The sequence below is a fragment of the Methylocaldum marinum genome, assembly GCF_003584645.1.
Lineage (GTDB): Bacteria > Pseudomonadota > Gammaproteobacteria > Methylococcales > Methylococcaceae > Methylocaldum > Methylocaldum marinum.
The window spans coordinates 3,420,292-3,442,849 of sequence record NZ_AP017928.1 but is presented as its reverse complement, the minus strand read 5'-3'; the positions used below and the strand labels follow the sequence as shown (position 1 = coordinate 3,442,849).

Sequence of the window (22,558 nt, the reverse complement as noted above, 5' to 3'; positions counted from 1 at the left end):
AGTCACTCCGCACATTCCCTGTGCGGAGCCGCAAGCGGCGCTCACGCGTGCAAATCGGCAGTCCTGCCGATTTGTCCCAGAGGGAGAGGGGGCTCTTGTGGCTTTACTTTCTTGACCATTAGTAATGCGCTGCAAAGCGGAAACCGCCGCCGTATGTTCGGCCGGCTGGAGATGTTTCGCTCGGGCTTTGTTATCGATGTATAGTGTAAGTTATAACGAAACTAAAGCAGGATGTATACCAGTTGTGACTGGTTTGGTTTTTTTTGCGTGAGTTCAAGGTTTTGGGCGGACATTTCGCCCCAGGAGCCTTCCGTGCAGATAAAGACCGCACGAACGATGTGCCTATTTGTTGCACAACGCACCCTTTCAGTGCCATCGATGAACTTAAACTCCCGGCCGGCGGGAAGGCATTTGATCGTTCGATAGTTTTTGCAAGCAATGGGACTGTCACCGTGTTTTGGAAGCGGTCTTCAAGCGACCGCTTTCGGGGAATGGATGCCGTGTTCCACATTCAACCGCGCAGCAGTGATCTTCATGTTTATCCGTCAAGTCCATTACTTGATCGCGCTGGCCAAAACCGGCCATTTTGGTCGTGCAGCGGAAATCTGCAATGTGTCTCAACCGGCCTTGTCGACCGCCATACAGCATTTGGAGGAAGAGTTGGGTGTCGTCATTGTCCGGCGCGGCCAGCGGTTCCAGGGCTTTACGCCGGAAGGCGAGCGGCTGCTGCAATGGGCGCGAATTCTGGCGCGGGACTGGGAAGGCATGCGGCAGGAAGCGGCGCTGTGCAGCCGGCAAATCACCGGCACCTTACGGATCGGGGCGATTCCGACGACCCTGGCAGTGACCCCCCAGTTCACGGGGCCTTACCAGGCGGAATGTCCCGGCGTGGCCATCCAGTTGCTATCGCTTTGCGCTGAGGACTTGATTCGCCAACTCGATCGGTTTGAACTCGATCTGGGTTTGACCTATCTGGACGATCCCCGTCTCAAGGGCTTCCGGACATTGTCCCTGTATCGGGAGCGGCATGTGCTGTTGGCCCGCGATCCTGACCTCCCTGTGGCCACCGGCAAACCGACCTGGGCCGACATCGCCGAACTCCCGCTCTGTCTGCTGACACCGAATATGCAGAACCGCCGCCTCATCGACGCCGCCTTCCGGGAGGCCGGCGTATCGCCGCGGGTGGTGCTGGAAACCGACTCGGTGTTGGCCCTGTACGCCCATGTCCGCTGCGCCGGGTTGTACAGCGTGGTTCCCCACAGCCTCCTGAGCCTGTTCGAGATGCGTCAGGAGGTCACCGCGATCCCCGTGAATCCTGAACTATCGAGATCCATCGGCTTCATTTCACGCTTTCATGACCCCATGCCGCCGGTGCAAGAGTCCGCCTGGAACATCGCGGCCCGACTCGACTTGCAGGCCCGTCTCGATGCCCTGATAAACGCCATGAATTGACCCATAGACGCAAACGATTGGCCCTGCCGCGAGCCTAACTAGACAATACCGACCACCTGGCCGGGAATTACCGGGTTCGGGCGGCGCTCCGGCCGAACCCACCCCCTAACAACATTCAAGCAAGGTGGAGAAAAATGGCAAAAGTCGTTTGCGTGCTGTATGACGATCCGGTCGATGGTTATCCGAAATCCTACGCGCGGGACGATTGTCCGCAGCCGGAGCGTTACCCGGACGGACAAACCTTACCGACCCCCAAGGCGATCGACTTCAAGCCCGGCGCCTTGCTGGGCAGCGTTTCCGGCGAACTGGGCCTGCGCAAGTACCTGGAAGCCAACGGCCATCAGCTCGTGGTCACGTCCAGCAAGGACGGCGCCGACAGCGTGCTGGACCGGGAACTGCCCGACGCGGAGATCGTCATTTCCCAACCGTTCTGGCCGGCCTACATGACCGCCGAACGCATCGCCAAGGCGAAAAAACTCAAGATGATCGTTACCGCCGGTATCGGTTCCGACCACACCGATTTGCAGGCCGCGATGGAACGCAATATCACCGTGGCCGAAGTCACCTATTGCAACAGCAACAGCGTGGCGGAGCACGTGGTGATGTCGATTCTGATCCTGGTGCGCAATTTCATTCCCTCCCACCAGTGGGTGCTTAAGGGTGGCTGGAACATCGCCGATTGCGTTTCGCGCTCCTATGACCTGGAGGCCATGAGCGTCGGCACGGTGGCGGCGGGCCGCATCGGCCTGCGCGTGTTGCGCTTGCTGAAGCCTTTCGACGTCAAGCTGCACTATATGGATCGCCATCGCTTACCGGAAGCGGTCGAGCAGGAACTTAGCCTGACCTATCACGCCAGCCTGGAAAGTCTGGCCAAAGTGTGTGACGTGGTGACCTTGAACTGTCCGCTACATCCGGAAACCGAGCACATGATCAACGCCGAGACGCTCAAGTTCTTCAAACGCGGCACCTATCTGGTCAACACCGCACGCGGCAAGCTGTGCGACCGCGATGCGATCGCCGCGGCGCTGGAAAGCGGCCACCTGGCGGGGTACGCCGGCGACGTCTGGTTTCCGCAACCGCCTGCCAACGACCATCCCTGGCGCACCATGCCGCATCACGGCATGACGCCGCATATCTCCGGCACCAGTCTGTCGGCGCAGACGCGGTATGCCGCGGGCGTTCGCGAAATCCTGGAGTGCTATTTCGAAGGCCGCCCGATCCGTAACGAATACCTGGTGGTGCAAGGCGGGCAACTGGCCGGGGTCGGCGCCCACTCCTACAGCAAGGGCAACGCCACCGGCGGTTCGGAAGAAGCCGCCAAGTTCAAGACGACTGTCGCTTAGTAACCTGGCCTGTAAATATATAGGCCGGGTTAATCTGGGGCAGGGACGCCCCGGCGCGGCAACAAGCCGCGTGAGCCCGGGCCGGGCGTGCATCGGCCTGAGCGGTGGCCTGTAAATACCCTCCTGGTATTGACAGGTCTGATCAATAGGACGAGTCGCGTGGCAGATGAGGCATCCTGCCGTGATGCCTCCTCGACCGGTTCGACCGGGAATCCGGGCCATATGGCCTTTCTTCATTATTGAACCGGAGCAAAGTTACCTGGACCGTCCGCTTCTCGACCCAACTTTGCGAACAACCGGAACACCGAGTTTCCTTTAGCCTCGTTGTGGCGCCGGGTTTGAGTCCCCAAGGTGGAAAACGCCTGGCCGGCGGGGCGGGATCGGGATGAACGGACGCTACCAACGCCGCCCGTTACCGGCCCCATCAAGGCGTGTAGTCAATCTCCAGTATGGGACCCGTCCCGACCGAGTTCGCCTCGGCCTCCTTGCTGTAGAAGGCGCGGAAAGTTTTCTGTGACGACTCGTCGTCGTTGACGAGGATCCAGCCGTAGTTGGTGGAAGGGCTGTTCAGCCACGCCTGCACGTCGCTCACCATGTTCGAGTGCGACCAGGAATAGCTGGTGTTGACCGTTTGGCTGACGGTCGTCGAGGCGCTGACCGTGCTGCTGTAATCGCCTCCGGCATTGCTCCAGGTCGGCGATGAATGGTAGTAGGCATTCCAAGTCGCGTCTCCGGTGTTCGCGGAAAATCCTCCGCCGGTCCCGCCTATCGTCGTGTAACCGTTCCCGGTCGAGCCTTCTCCCCACATCCCGCTCGTGACCTTGTGCAGCTTGATGACGCGCGGGGTGGTGTCGGCGCTGCATCCCCCGCCGCAGCCGCCGGAGCCGGCGACCTGTCCCAACACCAAATGCAAGGTGACGCTGTTGATCGAGGATGCGCCGGACAGTGCAGCGGTTGGGCCAAAGAATTCGTCGGGAAAGGATTCCCGACCTTGTATTATGAATTCCGTGTGGTTCGGAAGGGGTTGGAGAAGACTCCCGACCGGTCACCCCAGGCCTGGAGGGCGCTCCAGGTTTGAGCGACTGGATGCCGTTCCCGCCCTTGGGACACCAAGCCCGTTGCGTAGATCGATGCAGCAGTCGCTCACCCTCATCGAGCGATCGAACAGTATCTTCGGCCCGGCTTGCCGGCAGCCCGCATTCACAAGGTAGATCATTTGAGGTTCATGATGCCCACGTTTTATCTCGGAATTGATGTCGCCAAAGCCAAACTGGACTGCGCGTTACGCCTCCCCAACGGGAAGTTCCGAACCAAAGTCATCGCCAACTCCCAAGACGGGTTCGCCACCCTCGTCACTTGGCTCACCGGCCCAGAGGCACGGAATGTTCACGTGTGTATGGAAGCCACTGGGGTGTATTGGGAAGACGTCGCCCAGTGCTTGGCTACCCAAGGATTCACTGTCAGCGTCATCAACCCCGCCCAAATCAAAGCCTATGCCGCTTCCCGCTTAACCCGGACCAAAACCGATGCCGTCGATGCGCGCCTCATCGCCGAATTTTGCGCCGAACGCCATCCGCCTCCCTGGCAGGCGAGAAGCGAAGCCGAAATCGCCTTGCGCGCGCTCGTGTTGCGTCTGGATGCGTTGCAAGCCCTGCGGACCCAGGAAAGTAACCGCCTGGAGGTCGCCCGGGACGCGGTGCGCACCAACATTCAAGAACACCTGAATTGGCTCGATCAGCAGATCAAGAGCCTGATCAAAACCATCAATGAGCACATCGACTCTAACCCCGATCTGAAGGGGAAGCGCGAATTACTCGAGAGCATCCCCGGTATCGGGGAACGCACCATCGCCATTCTGCTCGCCTTCTATGCCGAGCCCAGCCGCTTCGCCAATAGCCGACAAGCCGTCGCCTTCGCCGGGCTCGACCCGCGCCGGCAGGAGTCCGGAACGAGCGTGAAAACCAAGCCGCGGCTGTCCAAGGTCGGCCATGCCTTCTTGCGCAAAGCCCTCTACATGCCAGCCATGGTGATCCTGTATAAGACCGCTTGGGGCCAGCCCTTCAAGAACCGGCTCGCGCTCTCGGGCAAGCCCGCCAAGCTCATCATCGGTGCCATGATGCGCAAGCTCCTCCAGGTCGCTTTCGGCGTCCTCAAGTCCGGAAAACCCTTCGATCCAGCACTCCATGGCACTTGACCCGGATAACAGTATCTACTCGCGATCCCCTTATCTCTAGGATCGCCAAGCCGCTATCGAAGCATCATTTTGAAATACCAATGGTTAAGAAAGTAAAGTCAGGAGCACTGCCTCTCCCTCTTGGAGAGGGGCGGGGTGAGGGCGATTCGAATAGAACTTTACTTTCTTTGCGCACAGTAAGACTACGCTCTCTCGCTTCAGCTCACTCCAGATAGATCGCCAGTATCTGCTTGAGCTGCTCCGTATCTACCGGCTTTGTCAGGTAACCGTCCATCCCTGCCGCCATGCACTTTGTCTGTTCCTCGGCCGCGGCGTTGGCGCTCAGGGCGATAATGGGCAAGGTGCTGTTGGCAGCGCCCAGTCCGCCTGCCCGGATATTGCGGGTCGCCATGTAGCCGTCCATTTCGGGCATCAGGCAATCCATGAAAACCAGATCGTAACGGCCTTTGCGCAGCGCTTCCAGGCAGGTAAGGCCATTACTGACCGCATCGGCCCGGTAACCCAGGTTGCGGAGCAGGGCGAGCATCAATGTGCGGTTGACCGGGCTGTCGTCCGCGATCAGGATTCTGTGAGAAGAACGTGGGAAGCGATGCGGATCGTCCATGTCGGCGGGCGTGTCGCGCAATTCCGGTGCCGCTTGCTGATGTTTCGAAACCCGCGCGGGCAGGGGCCGTTCGGCTAAGCATGCGTTCTCTGCGGGGCTTCCCTGCGCTACCGGCATGCGCGGGGCCGGCAATCCGGCGGGGATATCGCCGGCCGGCCGGGCTTCCTGAACGGCACCGAATACGGCCGTAAACCAGAAGCGGGAGCCTTGTTCGAGCTCGCTCACCACGCCATGCTTGCCGCCCATCAGTTCGACCAGGCGCGCGCTGATGGCTAGCCCTAGGCCGGTGCCGCCATATTCTCGCGACCGGGATGCATCGGCCTGCACGAACGGCGCAAAAATCTCGTCCAACTGTTCCGGTGGAATGCCGATACCGGTGTCGGAGACATTGAAAAGCAGCGTGATCGACGCGGCATCTTCCTGCCGGCGTGAAACCGTCAAGACCACCTCGCCGTGTTCGGTGAACTTGATGGCGTTGTCGATCAGATTGGTCAGGATCTGTTTCAGGTAGCGAGCATCGCCTCGAATGCGGCCGGGCGTTTCGGGATCCAGGCGGCAGAAAAATTGGAGATCTTTTGCTTCCGCGCGCACCCGGAACAGACGAACCACTTCGTCGAGGAGATTGGGGAGCTCGAATTCGGACACGTCGAGGTCCAGTTTGCCGGCCTCGATTTTCGACAGGTCGAGCATATTGTTGAGCATTGTCAACAAGGTTTCGCCGCTGTTTCGGATGATCGCCGCATATTCTTGTTCTCTGGGCTCCAGTCGATCCATCGGAAGCAGTTTCGCGGCAGTCAATATGCCGTGCAGCGGAGTGCGGATTTCGTGACTCAAATGGGCAAAAAATTCGTTTTTGGCCCGGTTGGCCGCCACGGCTCTGTCCCGGGCGCGGCGAGACGCCGTCGCGATTCGTTCGTGCCGGCGGTAAAGCAGAAAAGCGAGTACACCCGATTCCACGGCGAGAGTCGAGACAGGCGCCGTCACATGCAGAATGACTCCGCTTGCGACAAACAGACCGAGGCTGAGAGTGCAAAAGGTTCCGCCGAGCAGGACTACGCCGAGCGTCGCCCGCACGGCCGAGCAGTAGGCAAACAATACCGCGGCCAACAAGCCCGCCGTCAACACGGCGCCCAGGCTAAACCGGAGCTGCCATGTCGGCTCCCGATAGAAAGCGCCGTTCAGAATATTGTCGATCAGTACGGCGTTGGCTTCGGTTCCCGATAAGTTCGGCTCGACCGCGCTGCGATGCCGGTCGGCCAGACCGACGGCGGTTGACCCGAGCAAGATGACCTTCCCCGCCAAATCTCCCGGTACAGCATCCGCCCGGAGAATATCGAGAGCGGAAACTCGGCGCCGGGCTTGAGCCGGGGCCTGGAAACGCAACAGGGCCGCACCCTGCTTGTCCACCGGAACGGAAAAGCCTGCCACCCGCAATAGCGGGCCGATGGCATCGGACTCGACCCGAACCGTATCGGTATCCGCCATCCGCAGCAGCAGAGCCAATGTGAAGCTGGGATAGAGTTGCCCCTGGTAAGCGTACAGCATGGGCAGACGGCGCAGATAGCCGTCGGCATCGGCGGCGGCGTTGATAAAGCCGGAACCGCCAAGGCCCGCGTGTACCTTGGGGATGTTGCAGAGCACGCCTTTGCCTTCCGGGGGGGCTATAAGCTCGCGCTCGCCGTGCAATCGAACCGGGGACAAAACGCACGGCGGTTCCGTGTTGCGCAGATTCGGGTAAAAGAAAATCGAGCCGACGGCTTTGCTTTCGGCAAGCACCGCGCCCAGATAACCGTCATTATCCTCCAGTCCCGGCGGGACCCCGCTGAAATTCAGCGCCAGATCAAAGTCCCGCCGAAAGCTTTCCCGCAAGGTGGTCAGCGAGGTTCGATCCTGTTCCGGGAACAGGATGTCGAGACCGACGACCCGAGGGTCTGCCGCGTTGATCGTCTTGATGAGGCTCGCCACGTGATAACGCGGCCATGGCCATTGGCCGACCGCGGACAGGGCATTTTCGTCGATGTCCACGATCACCGCCTGTTCGGCCGCCGCCGCATCGGCGTGCCAGCGAGCGAAGTGGTCGAAAACGAAATTGTCGAACCGGGCCCAGAGCGTCCAGCCGGCGAGCTGCAGCAATGCCGCGAGCCCGGTGACCAAGCAGCCCACGCTCAGTACGATGCGGGCAGGTGTTTCGCCGAATGTCTGGCATGGCTTTTCCGAGTTTGTATCCACGGATGCCGGCCTTCAGCGCAGAAAGACTTCCACCCGGCGGTTTCTGGGTTCCTCCACGCCCGCGGGGGCGGGTACCAGGGGCGCCCGGAAACCGTAGCTGTTCACTTCCAGGACCTCCGGATCGACATCTTCTTCCAGCAGCAGCGTGCGCACCGACTGTGCCCGCGCTGCCGACAGGCGTTCGTTGTAATCATTGTTGCCCACATGATCGGAGTGGCCGATCAGGGTGACTTCGGCCAAAGGCCGCGACCGGATCGCCTTGGCGATGTTCGGGATCATGGCCTTGGAATCGGCCAGCAGGTCGGTGGAGTCTTTCCTGAAATAAAGCAGAAAACTTCGCGGTTTCGGCGGCGCCGCCGCGAGCGCCACGCCGAACAGATCTTGCATTTTTGCGGCGTCCATGTGCTTGATGTCCGATATTTGGTCCGTGACCTCGACATAGGCCGAGGATCGGTCCAGCGTCCGGCTGCTCCCGCCGCTGGCGACGGTCAGTTGCCCGACCTTGCCGTCGTCATCCGGAACCAGAACCACGGTGGTTCCCGGCGTACATCCCGCCAGCAGCAGGGCGGCTAGCGGGATTGATCCCCATCGCTGCATTTTTCTACTCCACCTTGATCAGAAATTTGGTGCCGCGAATTCCCACGGCGGCCTGCGGTGTATTGATCTGCACGGCCCCCGGAGCCAGCTTGCCGAATTTCCCGGTGGAAAACGCGGCTGAACCTTTGCGCAAATAGAGATCAAAGGCATAGTCCTGCTGGATGGGGGCGAAGCGATATCGATCGATCCGGAGTTCGGAGTCGGGTCCCATGCTCACTCGGCTTCCGTCCGTAAAGGTGATTCCAGCGGAACCGTCGCCTTCCGTGATCACGATGTCGCCGGAGAAGAGGGGCGCCCCGGCAAGGACGCGGGCAATCTTGTTGTCGCGGGATACATGGACCTCGCCACTGACGGTTTTCAGGCGGGCCACCGCTTCTTGTGCCATGGCCGCCGCATCGGCTGCCAGGCTTGCAAACAACGCCCATGCGCAAAGCGGAAATCGAAAACTTCCGCTGCCTTTCTTTTTCAGTCCCATGAATCCAACTCGTTGTTTCAACGATGGTCTCCCGATGTAAAAATCCATGCGATCCGGCGCAGTCGTTTCCGCGGCCGGCTAGATGTCGCCATCCGATTCGGCATCGTAAATCCGAAAGCAGTTGCTGCCTGCCGCCTTCGCCCGATACATCGCCCGGTCCGCCCGCCGTACCAGCCGATCCGGATCGAGACCGTCCCGAGGGTAGAAGGCTACGCCGATACTGCCGGTTACGACGACCTGCTCTCGGGGTAGGGCTATCGGTTCGGCGATGCTTTGCAGAATTCTGGTCAGCGAGTTCTCGATTTCCGCTTCGGCGTTCAGGTCCGGCAAAATCAGCACGAATTCGTCACCTCCCAGCCGTCCGGCGGTATCGCTCGCCCTGAGTATTCCTTTCAGCCGCTCCGCGATCTGGATCAGTACGGCATCGCCCGCATAATGGCCGAAGCGGTCGTTCACGGGTTTGAATCCGTCCAGATCCAGTAGCGCGACGGCCCCTTGCGTACAGCAGCGCTGTCCCTGCGTGACCAGCTGGTGCAACCGGTCCATCAACAGGTGGCGATTGGGCAGATCGGTTAATGCGTCATAATAGGCCAGGTGCTCCAAGCGCTTGCTCTGATCCAGGAGAAAGCGCACGTCGGAATAGATGAAGACGAAGTGGCTGGTTTCTCCTCCGTCATCCTGAACACGCGACAGGTTGAGCAGTTGCGGATGACTCTCGCCGCTTTTTATCCGGCTCCAGATTTCTCCCGCCCAATGGCCGTGGCGCTGTACGGTATTCCACATGTCGCTGTAGAAAGTGGCTTCGAGCCGGTCGGAATACAGTATCCCGATGTTTTTACCGATAAGATCCCGGCGGTCGTAACCGGTCATCCGGCAGAAGGCTTCGTTGACGTCGATGATGTTTTTTTCGGGATTCGCAACCAGGATTCCTTCCATGGTGTTGTGAAACACACTGGCGGCCAAACGCATTTCCGTCAGGGCTTGGTGCAGCTGGAGCTGGTTTCGGATGCGGGTTCGGAGTATCGGGACGTTGATCGGCTTGCTGATATAGTCTGCCGCGCCCGCTTCAAGACTTTGTACTTCATTATCCTCATCGCTGGCCCCCGTGATGAAAATAATGGGTATGTGGCGGGTAGCCGGGTCGGCTTTAAGCCCTCTGCACACTTCATGACCGTTCATCTCCGGCATGACCAGATCCAGCAGGACCAGGTCGGGCGGCCAGCGCCGGATCAGAGTCAGCGCCTCTTCCCCGGATGTCGCGAAGCGGACATCGTGGTCTTTGCCGAGGACTTGGCCCAAGAGCCGTATTTCGGTCGGCGAGTCGTCGACGATCAATAACGTCGGCCGTCGTGAATTCATGTCGCGCGATCCCGAATCCAGCCGCGACGGGCGGCTTCCTGCCGCAAGGCTTGCAAAGCACGATCGTATTGCAACTGCTGCACCAGCCTGTGTATTCGTGCGAACGCCTGTTCCGACTCCGGGCCGGGCAGCTGCTGTAGCAATCGGCGCAGGCTATGGTGTGCTTCCAGGCTGTGCTCGGTCAATTGACGCTCCAAGAGCGCGAAAATGGAGGACATACTCTGTGACTGGGGTTCCAGGTCCGATTCCGGCCGAGGAATTACCGGAGCCGGAAGGCAAGCATCCAGTTCCCGTATGCATGTTGCGACAGCGGCCCCCAGGGCGAGTGCCAGCGGTTCGAAGTCTTCGAAGTCTTCGATGGCCCGATCCCGGATCGCTGTTTCGAGGCGACCGGCTGCGAGACGAACCGCGGTAATACCGAGGCTGGCGGCATCTCCCTTCAGCGTATGCGCCAGCAAGCGCAACACCGTCACATCCCCGCTGCAGCCGAGTTGTCGGACCCGTGCCGGCGTTCCCCGGTGACTATCGACGAAGGCGTGCAACAGTTCCAGGTAGGACTCATGGTCTACTCCCAGACGCGCTAATGCCGGCCCGGTGTCGACGCCCGGCAAGGAGAAGGCGGCGGCCGACGGCTCGGGAAAATCACGGTCGGATCGCCGGAATACACCGGTTTGGCTGCTCATGTCTCACTCCGATTCAAAGCGGAAGATCAGAAACTAAAAGATTGCCATCCCGATTGCCCTGGTGGTCAAGGCCGCCTGGCGGGTTTGCACTTCGAATCCGCTTCAAGCTTCAAAGAGGTAAGTTAGGCGTCAATTTTTAAGACTGGGCGAATTCGCCGCCACGTGCGGACAATCCAGTGTCAGTTGAATTTTCCGAGTCGGATTGTGGATGGTTGGGGCAACGTGTGCTTCGGAAGCATAAACGTCCTTTTTTTCCAAAGTCAAACGTCATTCAACGTGAGTTTCGGCCAGGTGAGGGTTGCGTTCTCTTGATGTTACTGTCTCATGTTTCTTATAACTCGCTGATGTTGATGTGCTTATCTTGCATGTAAGGCAGGGCGATCAACTGCAAAACCACGGCATTCCCGGCGTGGCGGAGGAGGGCAGGGCTTCTATCGAGTACGCGGAGTTTCTCGTCACGCTGGCCGACGGCGAGACCGTTTTTCTCCGAAAACCCAAGATCGGCTTGAGCGATCTCAGCTCTGGCGGGGCCCGGCGAATGGCGCACGCCGCCTTTGTGGGGCATCGGTCTGGCGGCGAGCATCGCCGAACACACCACCTTTCTCCACGACGGCCGCGCCCGCAGCATCCTGGAAGCTGTGTTATGGCACGGCGGCGAAGCCGCCGTCGCGCGGGATCGGGTGAAAGCGCTCGGGAGAACCCTTGGCCCGACAGCGGCGTCGGCAAAGGATTGCCGACCTACTCGCGAGCCCCCTTATCTCTAGGATGATCAAGCCGTTCTCGAAGCATCGTGTTGGAATAACACTACGCGCTCTCGCTTCAGCTCAATCCACTGTCGTAGCTTGTGGTGAACGAAGTGTAGGATGCGGTGACGAAGGAACCGCATCGTTAGAGTTCGCGTTCCGATGCGCCTTATTACCTCCTTTTTTCCGCCCGAGGCCGCTCCGGTTCCAATGAGCAGTACGATCCGGACCGCGGGTCGCGAGCCGCGAGCCGCCGGCGGCCGGGATGCTCATCACGAGATTCGGCGGTTTTATACGGCGTGGTTCCCGCTCATGCCGAAGCCGGACCGTCCTTTCGCCGCGCAAGGCCGACCAGAGCCGCAATACTGCTGGCGAAAAGCCAGGCCGCCGCCGGCACGGGCACCGGCGCAGCCCCGCTCACCGCGTACGCACTCAAGCCGGTCGCGACGAAGCTGGCAAAGCCGTTCGCGTAGGCCAGGTCCGTGTTCAGATACTTGTCCCAGGTTTTGCCGTCGAAATGCCAGATCGCGAGGTCGAGAAACCGCTGACCCGCGCCGACCCCGAACGACAGATAGACCGGATCGCCCGGCGCATGGCCGGTAGCGGAAAAGTCCCAGGCGCTCAGGACCGTCTTGCCGGGGTCGAGCAGGTTTTTCAGCGAGCTGACCTGGCTGCCGTCCATGAGCGAGGCGGTCAAACCGGTAGTGCTAGGCGTGTCGGTCGCTTGAAAGCCGGCGCCGACGGCTTGGCCGGTGTCGGGATCAGTGATCAGCAGCCGCTGCGTAGCCGACAGATCGATCGTGGTTGCTACCCCGGCCGTGCCGGTTGCGGCGGTCGAGACGGTCACCGCATGGTTGGCCGGGTCGTACACGCCGCCCAGAGCTTGTACGCTGCCTGTTCCGGCCCAGGTGCCGGCGGCGATCGGCGTATAGCTCCCGCTGCTCGCCGCAGCGCCGGCGGCGATCCGGATGGTGCCGTCGTTGGTGATCGTGCCGGCGCCGCCGCCGACCGCGACGGAACTGCCGAGGTCCGTGGTCAACAGCGATGCGTTATTGATGGCAAGCGAAGAAGCGGTGACCGTGCCGCCATCCGTGACGCTGGCGTGGCCTTCGCCGGCCGAACCGATCGCGAGAGTTCCGGTACTCGTCATGGCCGAGCCGGCCCCGGCGACCATCAAGGCGCCCACGGCTCCGGCACTGACGCCCAGTAAAGCATCGGCTTGAACGGACAAGGCGGCGCCATCGGTCACGGTGATGAGGCTGTTGCTGGTGACGCCGGTCGTGGTCGGGTTATTTCCGCCGACGAACAAACCGCCAGTGCCTATCGACCACTCGGAGCCTTGCCCGTCCACGATGACGCGGCCGGCGGATGCGGCGAGCCGGCCGGTTCTGCCCGTGGTGGTGCTGACGGAGCCGCCGTTGGTGATTTCCAAGCGGCCCTCCCCTCTGGCGCCAACGATTATGCCGCTGGTGGAATCCGTCGTTGCCGTCCATTGCGAGCCGATACCGTCTACCGAGACGATGCCGATCGAGCCGGGCAGGCCGCCGATGGTGCCCCCTTTATTGGTCATGCTTCCGCCGTTGATGAGCTTCAGGTGTCCATATCCGGAGCTTCCGACCGTTGAAAAATTGGTTCCCATGATCGATGAGCCGACGCCGTCCACGGTTGCGATGCCGGTGCTGCCTCCCGTGCTGCCGCCGCCGAGGAAAAAGCCGCCGATAAAGTGCCCGCCGGTGTTGATGTTGAGGATACCGGTGGCGTTGGGGTAGGCGCCGAACGTGACCGTCCCGGAGCTGATAGTTCCGCCGTTGGTGAGATTGACGATTCCGGTACCGCCGTTGCCGGTGCCGCCGCCGCCCAAGTCGCCGCCGACGAGTAAGTTGCCGGTCCACGACGAACCGGCGCCGTCCACGGTGAGAGTACCCGTCACGCCCGGGTTCCGGCCGACCCTGAGGCTCATTGCCGTGCCCGCGCTTCCGCCATCGACGGTCAGCGTGCCGTCGGACGTATTGCCGACGAAGCCTATGGTGCCGGCACCCCAGTTCGCTGGGTCAGCACCGCCGCTCGGAGAGCTGACGTCTCCGGTGATGGTAAACGCCGCCTGTGCGGGCCCTGCCCAGAGACCTGCCAGCGCTGCCGCGAGCAACACCGGATGGATCGGTTCGGCGGGCCGCGCCGGTGTCTCCCGGCGGTTGCGCACTGAGGAAGGCTGCTGAGGGTTCTTGTTCTTCTTCATGGATATCTCTTTGTTATTACGGGTATGCCGGCTTGATCGCGTCCGGGCGGCGTCCCCGCCTGGGAAACGAGAACAAACGAACCGTTTCTCAGGCTCGGGGAGGCGCTCATAATTCGCACACCGTCTTCCGTGCCGTGCGCCAAAAAGTCGGAAAAAGTTTCATATACGGTATTTAGGTAAATACATATCGTCAATGTGTCATACCGGGAATACATCGTTTCTCGGAAAAGAGAGCGGGTGCGAACGATTTTCCGTTTCGATGGATAGCCGTCGAACCGGTATGCGGCGACCGGGCACCCGTCCTGATCGTATTGAATATGCAGACGGTTAGGCTATCTACTGAATGCCTTGTTATTCAGGAGGAACAAAATGTTTCGGAGATCTCGATTAACGCTGGCTATTGACATATATAGCGTTGGCCTTTCGCCTCAAGGGAGGCTGAGCGATTTCCTGGAACCGACTGACCTGAAGGGGGGGCTTATGGCAAAAACGATATTTATGACGACTCTTGCTGCGGCGATCGCTGCTTTCCGAGGGCCGCTTAGAAGGTTTGAGGGAAGCGACTGTACGGATTTCGTCGGCAAAGGATCGCTGACCTACGCCTTTGTTCGAGATCGCCTCTTCAATCTTTCCGCCCAAGGATCTCAACGGGGAGTATCGCGATCCGGATAGAGGACCGCGGGTGCCCGTATAGCCGGGGTGGCCGTCCTCATGCCGAAACCGGTCGGTTCTTTTGTCGCGCAGAGCCGATCATCGCCGCAGGGCTGCCGGCGAAGAGCCATGCGCCCGCCCGGGGGCACCGGCTAACCACGCGGTGCCGGTGAGCTTGGTATAGAGGTCGTCGTAGGCCGGATTGGGGGCGTCGAACAGCGACCAGATGCCGCCGTCGAAGTGTCAGATGGCCCGGTCACCCATCCTGGGTGAATAACACCGTGATCGTCACCGCCATCTGCCGCGGCGGCTTCGCCATCGGAGCAGCGTCCCGTGCCGCTTGCAGCGCCTTTGCATCGAGCAGGGCCGAACCGCTGCTCTTATGGACGGACAGAGAGCCCGGCAGGATGTCGCCGCTCTCGGTAAGGGTAAAGCGGATCACCGGTGAGCCTACGTAACCGGCGTCGCGTGCTTCCCGCGGATACTCCAGATGGTTCTGGATCTCCCGTTTAAGACCGGCGAGGTACTTGCGGATGAGCGTCGCTTCCGATTCCTGCGGCTTCAAGGCTTGCTGTACCTGCTGCGTGTCCGCCCCCCTGGACGTCGTCTGTTCGCTCGCGGGCGGCGCGGCGCTCGCTGTCGGTTGTTCCGGCGGCGGTTCCGCCTGTCGTTCCGGTTCCGGCTTAGGCTCGTTTTTCTTCTTCGGCTGCTCTTTCACTTTCACGGGAGCCGGCGCTTTACGCACCGGCGTCACGGCTTTTTTTTCCGTTTTCTTCACCGCTGCCTGTGGCGGCGGCGTGGCCGGCGTCTGGGCGATGCGTTCGCTGTCGTCGCCCTTTTGCTTCTGTTCGACCTGGCGAGTGCTGACCAGGCCGACGACCTGCACCACAAGCAGTTGTTCACGCTTTGGCGGCGGCTTGCCGGGGTTCGTGTGCCACAGGCTTAACGCCGCCACCGCATGCAGCGCGAAGGACAAGGCCCAGCAAAAAAGAGTCAGGCCAGTGCCGAAATCGGATGCCGGCAGGCTACCCCCGGGACTTTGACTGTGAGGCATCATGTGCGCACCCCGACTCTCGCCTATGGCGCAGGAGCTCCCTGAGCCGACGCCGTCATGGCTTCTTTATTCAGCACGCGGTGCATACCGAAGCCGTTTATGCGAGTTCAGAAGGTCACGCCGATCTGCGCCCGCACGCGGAAATCTTCGGCCTCCGCCACGGCGTGGTCGCGCGGCCCGATTCTATGCACAAGCTGGAGCATGGTATTGAACGGCCCCCAGCCCGCGTAATAGGCCACGCCGATGTCGGATAGATGGACGTTGCTATACAGCGCATAGTCGCCATGTTCCAGGTACACCGCACCGGTGTCGGCGAGCAGGCCTACCGCATGCCGGATGCCGACCCATTCCGGCAAGCTGTAGCGCAGTTCGGTGCCGATCATGTAGCCGTTGTCGCCGGTCACCGTCTCGCGGTAGACCTTCACGCCGCCACAGTTGGCGCACGTCAGATTCATCTGCTCGACCGCGTCGAGATTCTTGTCCAACAGCGCCTTCTGCAGGCTCACGTTGGCGTACAGGGTCCAGGATGGTGCCAGGGCGAGCATGCCGGACCAATCGATATTGAGCCGCGCGTAGTCCCCGGCGGTGTTGATGCTGGCTTCGTTGAGCGCTTCCTGCTCCGGGTCCTTGAAGCTGAGATTGCCGTAGGTGAAGCCTCCCGTCAGATTGCTGTAGAGGCCCATCCCGAACAGGGAACCCCAGCGCTCGTAGCGTGCGCTCACCGTGCCGGCGTCCGCCTCTCGGGAAACCGCGCTGTTGAAAGCGCCGATGCGGTCGCGCAGCAGCTTCTTCGCCCACCTCATGGAGAGATAAACGCTCTGTTCGCGGGTTCGCAGCAGCGGATAGCTCACCGCCGCGTCGAAGTAGTAAGCCTCGCCCGTCGCATCCAGGTCGGCATAGGTGGAGCCCAGTTCGTAGGTCGTCGCCGACGCGCCGATATTCGCGCGGAGGCCGTTGCTCAGGAGCGGAAAGCTGTAGGCCAGGCCGACGTTCCCAATCCCCGTGCCGTCGGTGACCATCCCGCGGAGGGTCAGTTGATCGGCGTAGCCGAGCAGCGAATTTACGGATGCCCCGCCGCTCAGCCGGTATTCCCCGGTAAAGCGCGAGCCCAGGTTGTCGCCCAGTAGATAACCCTGTATCCGCGGGCCTCTGGGCACATCGATGGCGAAATCCGAGGTGCCGCGGGCTTCGCCCCGCCCGATGGTGAGCTTGGGCATGGCCGCGCCGGGCATGTCATCGACGAGCAGCATGGCGCGTTCCAGGTCGTCCCGCGACACCGCGTTTTCCCCGTTCAGGGAAGCGAAGGTGCCGAGCAGAAAGCTATCCTTCACCAGCGACTGGTTGTTGAGCGAGACCTTGCCGTACTTGCCGACGATGATGAGGATGGTCAGCACGCCCGAGGTGGCGTCCTGCTTGGGCACATAGGCCCGCGCCACCAGGAAGCCGCGGCTGCGGTACAGGGCGGTCAGCTTGGCGGCCGCCTCCTGAATCTCGGCCAAGCTGAGTTCGCGTCCCTTGTAGGGGGCCAGTTCCGCCTGCAGCTCGATTTCGGGGATGAACTCCGCGCCTTCTAGCCGGAATTCCCGCACCATCAGCGTTGCGCCCTTGGGTAGGGTCAGCGGACGCGCTTCCTGCTGGATGATCTCCGGTTCCGGCGCTTGGCGCGGTGTGGGAGGACGCGGGGGCTGGGTTTCCTTCACCGCATCACCGGCGCGGAAGGGGGGCGCTACCGGCGGCGCGGTCTGGGCGGCGGCGGAACAGGCAAAACCCATCAAAAGGGCAAAAAGGGCGAGTGGCCGGCGCTTTGCAGCGGCGGCAGCGCAAAAGGATCGGTTCATTTCATTCTTGTTGGTCAGTGACTGGAGAGAAAGAGCCAGCCGTCCCGAGCGGCGGCTGGCATGTCGGCGGAAGGGCAGCGGCATGACGATGCCTTATTCGGTTTTATCCTCCTCCTCCTCCAGGTCATAAATCACGCCATCGACCTCGATACGCCGCACGTTGGCGGAGTAGCTGGCGGGGTCGTTGATAATGATGTTGCTATCCAGGTTTGGCGGGGCTGCGACGGACGACAATGTGATGGCGCCTGCTCCGGTGACAGTTTGCCGTTGCGTCTCCGCGACCCGTGTGGAGCCCAGCTGTGATGCAGTGTTGGCTACAGCTTGGGCGGCAGCTTGGGCGGCGGCTTGTGCGGCGGCTTGTGCGGCGGCTTGTGCGGCGGCTTGTGCGGCGGCTTGTGCGGCGGCTTGGGCGGCCGCAGCGGCTGCTCGGTCGGCCAGCACCTGGTCGATGGTGCCGTTGGCGTAGTACTGGATATCTTTGAGCTGATCGCCGGTCAAACCCTGGCTGTTATCGATCGTAGTACTGCCTCCGCCGATAGGGCTGGTAACTCTGCCGATAGAAGCGGAAACGCCCTCGGCGTTGTAATACACCTCGTTATCGATGATTGCCCTGCCCGTCTGCCCGATCAAGCCACCCACGCCTCTGTCTCCTCCGGCGACTTTTCCGCTCGACCATGAATTGCTGATGTGGGCGGAAGGTGTTCCAATTGCCAGACCTGAAAAAGCACCGGTAAGCGAACCAATCAAGCCGCCTACGGTTCTATTGCCGGTGACATTCCCTGTCGCATAAGAGCCGGTGATGGTAAGCATATGGTTATCCCTACCTAGGCTATTCGCACCACCAATCAAACCACCTACAGCATTAGACTTAGGCGCATAAACATCGCCGGTGGCGTAGGAATTGGTGATTGTGCCGGCCTTGATGTTCAACCGGCCGATCAGCCCCCCTGCATTTCCGGAGATGCTGCCGTAACTATCGCCGAGCACAACTTTGCCGGTGGCAAAGGCGCGATCCATCGTTAATATCCCGTCACCTAAATTCGCATAGCCTATTAACCCGCCGGTGCCATCCCCCAGTGCATCCATTTGCGGATAGTTGGCGGTCACGTTCCCTGTCGCATAACTATTTTTCACGGTAACCGGAGTATCTGTTGGAACCTGCCCGATTTCGCCGACGAGCCCGCCGAGCTTTTTTCCGCCTGTGACATTTCCGGTCGCAAAGGAATCCTGGATAGATATGGGAACTGCAGAGCCATCATTAGCCTCCTGACTTCGCATCTCGCCGACCAGTCCGCCCAAACTCACCGACAAGTCAGTACCATCGACGCTGCCCACGGCATAGGCGCTGGCTATACTCGAACGTATCATCCAGCCGACCAGGCCACCACTGCTGCTAGGCCCGCTCTCGTTCCATTCACCGAGCAACGTAACATTCCCGGTCGCGTGGACGTTTTTGAGCTCGGCAGCAGTCGCTCTGCCTATCAAACCGCCGGAATTCCCCCCGGGAAGATTGGTGTCCCCGCTAACGACATCGGCGGTGGAGTAGGCGTAGGAGATATTCCCTAAGAGCGATGAAACAAGACCCGCTACCCCGTAGGTTCCCTTGATGCTGCCGGTGCTGTAGGCGTTATAGATGTTGCCCGGGAAGAAGGGCGTTTCCGGGTCGTCGTCGCCTCCGACAACGGCGGCCAGAATGCCGCCGCCTCCCTGCGCCGTGCCCGTGACTGAAATGTCGGCGTTGACGACGCCGATGTCGCGGAGCGTGGTGGCGTTCTCCGCCCAACCGATCAACCCCAGGCGCCAGCTCCCAAACGGATTATCGACTGGGGCCTCCGACACACGGAGGGTCAGATTGCTGACGGTATGTCCCAGGCCGGTCAGCACGCCCGAAAACCGGTCAACCACCGTTGGGGAGCCGATATGGGCACTGCTCCAGTCCGCCGCATCGAGGTCATTGGCCAAGGCGTAATGGCCGACCGTACCGCTGATCGCCGCCAGATCGTCCATGCTGCGGATCAGCGTGTAATCCTGACCGTTGATCTTCAAACTGCTGTCGGTGCCGGACAGCGTGATGCTGCCGTACACGCCGCCGCTGGTATCCTGCTTGGCGACCGGAATGCCGTCGGCATTGAGCTCGGTGCCGGCGTAGCTGGCCTTGGTGCGGATGGTGTAGTCGCGGCCGTGATTCACCGCCATTGTCGCGTGGTTGCCGCTCAGGGTGATGGCGTTGTTGACATTGACGTCCTGCCCGGCGTCGAGGGTGAGGCCGGCCGCGTCCCCGCTGGCGGTAATGGCCGCATTGACGTTGACGTCGTCGGTGGCCTTGAGGGTGAGCTTGGCGTTGCTGGCCCAGCTCACGGCGTCGTTGACATGGAGGTCGCCGTCGGAACCGCTGCCCTGGGTCGATTCGATGATGATGTTCGCCGCATCGCTGGCCAGGAAACCGGAAAGCTGAGTGGCGCTGATGTCGCCGCCGCTGTTGGCGATGGTGTAACCGTCGGGATCGATCAGCCAGGTGCCGTTCTTGCCGCCGGCAGCTTTGGCGGTGATCACGGCGTTCTCGGCGATCTTCACCTTGTCGCCGCTGGTCTCGATGAAGCCGCCGTCGCCGCCGTCGGGCGCGGAGGCGTCCAGCGTGCCGTCGATATGGGCGGTGCCGCCGTAGGCATGGGCGACGATCTCGCCCTTGAGGTCGTCCAAGGTTTGCGCCTGGATCAACCCGTCGTTGTTCACCTGGCTGCCGAGCAGTTCGTCAGCGGCTTTGGCGGTGAGGATGATCTTGCCGCCGTCGGCGTAGATGGCCTCCTTGTTCTCCACCAGCGCCTTGAGCGCGCCTTCGTCAATACTGACGTTAACCAGCGAATCGCCGTTGAAGTTGAGCGTGATCCGCTCGCCGGCGCTCAGCGCCGCCGTGCCGCGGGTGGCGACGATCACGCCCTGGTTCACGACTTCCTTGCCCAGCAGCGCCACATAGCCGCCCTCCGCCGCGCTGAGGGTGCCCATGTTGATCACCGATCCGCTGCCGCTATTGCCCTGGAAGACGTAGCGGCCGGCTTCGAAGTCTTCGTTGCGGATGTCCAGCGTGCTCGCCACCAGCCCGGCGGCATTGACACTGCTGCCCCGGGCGAAGAGTACGCCGTTGGCATTGACCAGGAAGATCTGTCCGTTCGCCTTGAGTGCCCCTTCGATCACGCTTTTTTCGTGACCCACCACGCGGTTGAGGGTGATCGACGATGAGTTCGGCTGCTGGAAGTTGACCGATTCGGCGCGGCCCACCGAGAAGCCCTGCCAGTTGATGGCCGCCTTTTCGGTGTGTTGGGCGATGTCGGTGACCGTGCCCGACTGGCTGATGACCGCGCTGCCGCTGACGACCGCGCCGCCCTCGGGGGCGGCCGGCAGCGGCATGGGGCACAGAGCCAGCGCCGTCGAAACGGCAAGGGCGAGTTTGTTGCGCGAGAACGGCATCGGGGGGTGCTGAATTTTGGTCATCGCTATTTCTTAGAGGTTATAGCGAGTCGCCAAACAACATACATGCCAAATCAGATGCGTCGTGGCGGCGATCGATGACACGTCACCCGAAAATCCGACAACCCGTTTATCTTGCACGCAGTGACAAACCGGTGTCTCCCGACAACATTGCTTTTCCGATATCAACGAGACACATGCGTTATGTGATGTTGTCTACAAACGAGACAAATGCATCTCGGCATTGTCGGTAATGTAACAATCAGGGTACATAACGGTCTGGCATCGAAAACCGCCAGCGAAAGACGCCCTCGGCATGCGCAGCTCACGCGCCGATGAACGGGAATCGAAGGTCGCGGAATTGCCAGGGCGTGCAGGTCACTGCCGCGCCGGAGAGTATCAGGGCGGATTGAGAAGCAGAAGGATGGAGAAAACGAGGAAGTACAAACCCGCCGAAGCATTGGCCAACCAGCCGGAGGGAGCAGATCGAGTCGGGTCCCAAGCCTTTTTGTCGTTCCCATCTGCCGGCACGCCGGGATGGAAGATGAGGAGACGGGGCTTAACAGCAGGAAGCAGCCCCCGGCGTGTTCAGCTATTCAGCAGATAATCGAAAGCCCAGCGTAATACCGCCATTTCCACCGGGTGGCGGCCGTACAGCTCGTTGATCGGGCTCAGTGCACCGCCTCTCGCTCGGACCGCGTCGTGCGGCGCATCGAAGGTGCTAAACCGGGCCAAATACAGGTCGACTCGCCCCCTGGGTATCTCGGCCTGCCGGCGAAATTTTCCGTCTACGAGCAGCATTCCGGGTTCGAAGCCCAGGTCTTCGTTCAACTGGATACCTAGCCGGAGCTGCTCGCTAAGCGCCATTTCCCATTCCGGCGGGTCTTCTTCTATGAGACTGGACAACAGAGGCAGCTGGCGAGGCGCGAGTATGCTGCCGGAGACATGACGCATGAACAGCAGGCGTGCACTAATGGGATGCAGGTGAAACAACAGAAAGCGCGGCGTCACATCCGGGGAGGCGTATCGGCTCATCGGTTTGGTTCCCGGCCACGCCTGCTTAACCATAGGCCAGTCAGGGCGCTCCCGAATAGCCAGGCAAGCGGCGACAGGATCGCCAATTCGCCGCTGCCCGGTTCGGCGTACCTCATGACGTTGAGGCTTCCGATATGCGCCGGTGCCGCAGAGCCAGTCCAGATCGCCGGCAGCGCCCCGTCCCGGTGGGGATTAAGGTGGTGGCTGACGGTGGTTGTCGTAGCAGGCGATGCAGACGGTGCAGCCACAATGACAGCACAGCCGCACTGGGCCCAAGGGATCAAGGAATGACCGTCGCTTACAGGATGGAGCGGCGAGCGCTGATGTACTTGCGTCATTCGGATGCGCCTTTGGTTTCTGCTGGAAGCATTGCTGGGAAAAAACGATGGATGACGCTATATATTGAAATAAATATCGTCAATCTTTATTTTCGAAATTATTTCTCAATCAAACTTTAGGCTTCGCCTGTTCGTGCCGGTTGTCATGTCCTGGCGTGGTCTTTGTGCCCGAGTTTGCGGTACTAGCCGCATCCACAAAGCGAACCGCGAACAGGATGGCAGATTGCTTCGGCATTCGCATCATCAACTACCTACATTTCCA

General features: G+C 60.9%; 17 protein-coding genes. 5 read left to right on the top strand and 12 right to left on the bottom strand.

The window, feature by feature from the left end; all coding sequences use genetic code 11:
• The first annotated feature begins 534 nt into the window (after window positions 1-534).
• Window positions 535-1,452 (top strand): LysR family transcriptional regulator, encoded by a 918-nt coding sequence (locus sS8_RS15060; RefSeq protein ID WP_119630327.1) that lies wholly within the window; start codon window positions 535-537, stop codon window positions 1,450-1,452.
• A gap of 134 nt (window positions 1,453-1,586) precedes the next feature.
• A complete protein-coding gene (locus sS8_RS15055; protein WP_119630326.1) occupies window positions 1,587-2,795 on the top strand; it encodes an NAD-dependent formate dehydrogenase in 1,209 nt (402 codons plus the stop codon).
• 424 nt (window positions 2,796-3,219) lie between these two features.
• On the opposite strand, the gene sS8_RS15050 is transcribed toward sS8_RS15055, so the two are convergent.
• Window positions 3,220-3,708: a hypothetical protein gene (locus tag sS8_RS15050; protein WP_119630325.1), complete on the bottom strand. Its 489-nt coding sequence runs from the start codon at window positions 3,706-3,708 to the stop codon at window positions 3,220-3,222.
• 315 nt (window positions 3,709-4,023) lie between these two features.
• On the opposite strand from sS8_RS15050, the gene sS8_RS15045 reads away from it, so the two are divergent.
• A complete protein-coding gene (locus sS8_RS15045; protein ID WP_084161956.1) occupies window positions 4,024-4,989 on the top strand; it encodes an IS110 family RNA-guided transposase in 966 nt (321 codons plus the stop codon).
• Between the two features lie 202 nt (window positions 4,990-5,191).
• Here the strand turns inward: sS8_RS15045 and sS8_RS15040 are convergent, their stop codons facing one another.
• The 6 genes from sS8_RS15040 to sS8_RS15015 form a co-directional block, all read right to left on the bottom strand.
• A complete protein-coding gene (locus tag sS8_RS15040) occupies window positions 5,192-7,822 on the bottom strand; it encodes a CHASE2 domain-containing protein (RefSeq protein ID WP_119630324.1) in 2,631 nt (876 codons plus the stop codon).
• A gap of 12 nt (window positions 7,823-7,834) precedes the next feature.
• A complete protein-coding gene (locus tag sS8_RS15035; RefSeq protein WP_119630323.1) occupies window positions 7,835-8,419 on the bottom strand; it encodes an OmpA family protein in 585 nt (194 codons plus the stop codon).
• 4 nt (window positions 8,420-8,423) lie between these two features.
• Window positions 8,424-8,915: a FecR family protein gene (locus sS8_RS15030; protein ID WP_170161098.1), complete on the bottom strand. Its 492-nt coding sequence runs from the start codon at window positions 8,913-8,915 to the stop codon at window positions 8,424-8,426.
• A 57-nt stretch (window positions 8,916-8,972) separates the two neighbouring features.
• Window positions 8,973-10,253 carry a diguanylate cyclase domain-containing protein gene (locus tag sS8_RS15025; RefSeq protein ID WP_119630321.1) on the bottom strand — a complete coding sequence of 427 codons (1,281 nt, stop codon included), beginning with the start codon at window positions 10,251-10,253 and terminating at the stop codon, window positions 8,973-8,975.
• Window positions 10,250-10,936, bottom strand: coding sequence for an Hpt domain-containing protein (locus sS8_RS15020; protein WP_119630320.1), 687 nt, complete (start codon window positions 10,934-10,936; stop codon window positions 10,250-10,252). Before sS8_RS15020 ends, sS8_RS15025 begins: the two co-directional genes overlap by 4 nt.
• Window positions 10,937-11,267: 331 nt before the next feature.
• Window positions 11,268-11,531, bottom strand: coding sequence for a hypothetical protein (locus sS8_RS15015; protein ID WP_145986550.1), 264 nt, complete (start codon window positions 11,529-11,531; stop codon window positions 11,268-11,270).
• On the opposite strand from sS8_RS15015, the gene sS8_RS15010 reads away from it, so the two are divergent.
• Window positions 11,491-11,700, top strand: a complete 210-nt coding sequence (locus tag sS8_RS15010) for a di-heme oxidoredictase family protein (RefSeq protein WP_232020324.1) — start codon at window positions 11,491-11,493, stop codon at window positions 11,698-11,700. The genes sS8_RS15015 and sS8_RS15010 overlap by 41 nt on opposite strands.
• Before the next feature lie 289 nt (window positions 11,701-11,989).
• On the opposite strand, the gene sS8_RS15005 is transcribed toward sS8_RS15010, so the two are convergent.
• The 5 genes from sS8_RS15005 to sS8_RS14985 all read right to left on the bottom strand — a co-directional run bounded on the left by sS8_RS15005 (window position 11,990) and on the right by sS8_RS14985 (window position 21,958).
• Window positions 11,990-13,915 carry a beta strand repeat-containing protein gene (locus sS8_RS15005; RefSeq protein ID WP_119630317.1) on the bottom strand — a complete coding sequence of 642 codons (1,926 nt, stop codon included), beginning with the start codon at window positions 13,913-13,915 and terminating at the stop codon, window positions 11,990-11,992.
• Window positions 13,916-14,822: 907 nt separating this feature from the next.
• Entirely contained in the window at window positions 14,823-15,542 is a 720-nt protein-coding gene (locus tag sS8_RS15000) for an energy transducer TonB (protein ID WP_170161097.1), read from the bottom strand.
• A gap of 185 nt (window positions 15,543-15,727) precedes the next feature.
• A complete protein-coding gene (locus sS8_RS14995) occupies window positions 15,728-17,542 on the bottom strand; it encodes a ShlB/FhaC/HecB family hemolysin secretion/activation protein (protein WP_119630315.1) in 1,815 nt (604 codons plus the stop codon).
• Between the two features lie 9 nt (window positions 17,543-17,551).
• The gene (locus sS8_RS14990; RefSeq protein WP_119630314.1) at window positions 17,552-20,947 is read right to left on the bottom strand and encodes a two-partner secretion domain-containing protein; all 3,396 of its coding nucleotides are present in this window, start codon (window positions 20,945-20,947) and stop codon (window positions 17,552-17,554) included.
• Between the two features lie 564 nt (window positions 20,948-21,511).
• The gene (locus tag sS8_RS14985; RefSeq protein WP_145986549.1) at window positions 21,512-21,958 is read right to left on the bottom strand and encodes a hypothetical protein; all 447 of its coding nucleotides are present in this window, start codon (window positions 21,956-21,958) and stop codon (window positions 21,512-21,514) included.
• A 287-nt stretch (window positions 21,959-22,245) separates the two neighbouring features.
• Between sS8_RS14985 and sS8_RS28165 the strand changes: the two genes are divergently transcribed.
• Window positions 22,246-22,416, top strand: coding sequence for a hypothetical protein (locus sS8_RS28165; RefSeq protein WP_170161096.1), 171 nt, complete (start codon window positions 22,246-22,248; stop codon window positions 22,414-22,416).
• Window positions 22,417-22,558 lie beyond the last annotated feature (142 nt).

Bases quoted from the DNA above. Each gene is read 5' to 3' on its own strand.
- sS8_RS15060 (WP_119630327.1), top strand. From the start codon at position 535: ATGTTTATCCGTCAAGTCCATTACTTGATCGCGCTGGCCAAAACCGGC.
- sS8_RS15055 (WP_119630326.1), top strand. From the start codon at position 1,587: ATGGCAAAAGTCGTTTGCGTGCTGTATGACGATCCGGTCGATGGTTAT.
- sS8_RS15045 (WP_084161956.1), top strand. From the start codon at position 4,024: ATGCCCACGTTTTATCTCGGAATTGATGTCGCCAAAGCCAAACTGGAC.
- sS8_RS15035 (WP_119630323.1), bottom strand. From the start codon at position 8,419: ATGCAGCGATGGGGATCAATCCCGCTAGCCGCCCTGCTGCTGGCGGGA.
- sS8_RS15025 (WP_119630321.1), bottom strand. From the start codon at position 10,253: ATGAATTCACGACGGCCGACGTTATTGATCGTCGACGACTCGCCGACC.
- sS8_RS15020 (WP_119630320.1), bottom strand. From the start codon at position 10,936: ATGAGCAGCCAAACCGGTGTATTCCGGCGATCCGACCGTGATTTTCCC.
- sS8_RS15005 (WP_119630317.1), bottom strand. From the start codon at position 13,915: ATGAAGAAGAACAAGAACCCTCAGCAGCCTTCCTCAGTGCGCAACCGC.
- sS8_RS14995 (WP_119630315.1), bottom strand. From the start codon at position 17,542: ATGCCGCTGCCCTTCCGCCGACATGCCAGCCGCCGCTCGGGACGGCTG.
- sS8_RS14990 (WP_119630314.1), bottom strand. From the start codon at position 20,947: ATGACCAAAATTCAGCACCCCCCGATGCCGTTCTCGCGCAACAAACTC.
- sS8_RS14985 (WP_145986549.1), bottom strand. From the start codon at position 21,958: ATGAGCCGATACGCCTCCCCGGATGTGACGCCGCGCTTTCTGTTGTTT.
- sS8_RS28165 (WP_170161096.1), top strand. From the start codon at position 22,246: ATGACCGTCGCTTACAGGATGGAGCGGCGAGCGCTGATGTACTTGCGT.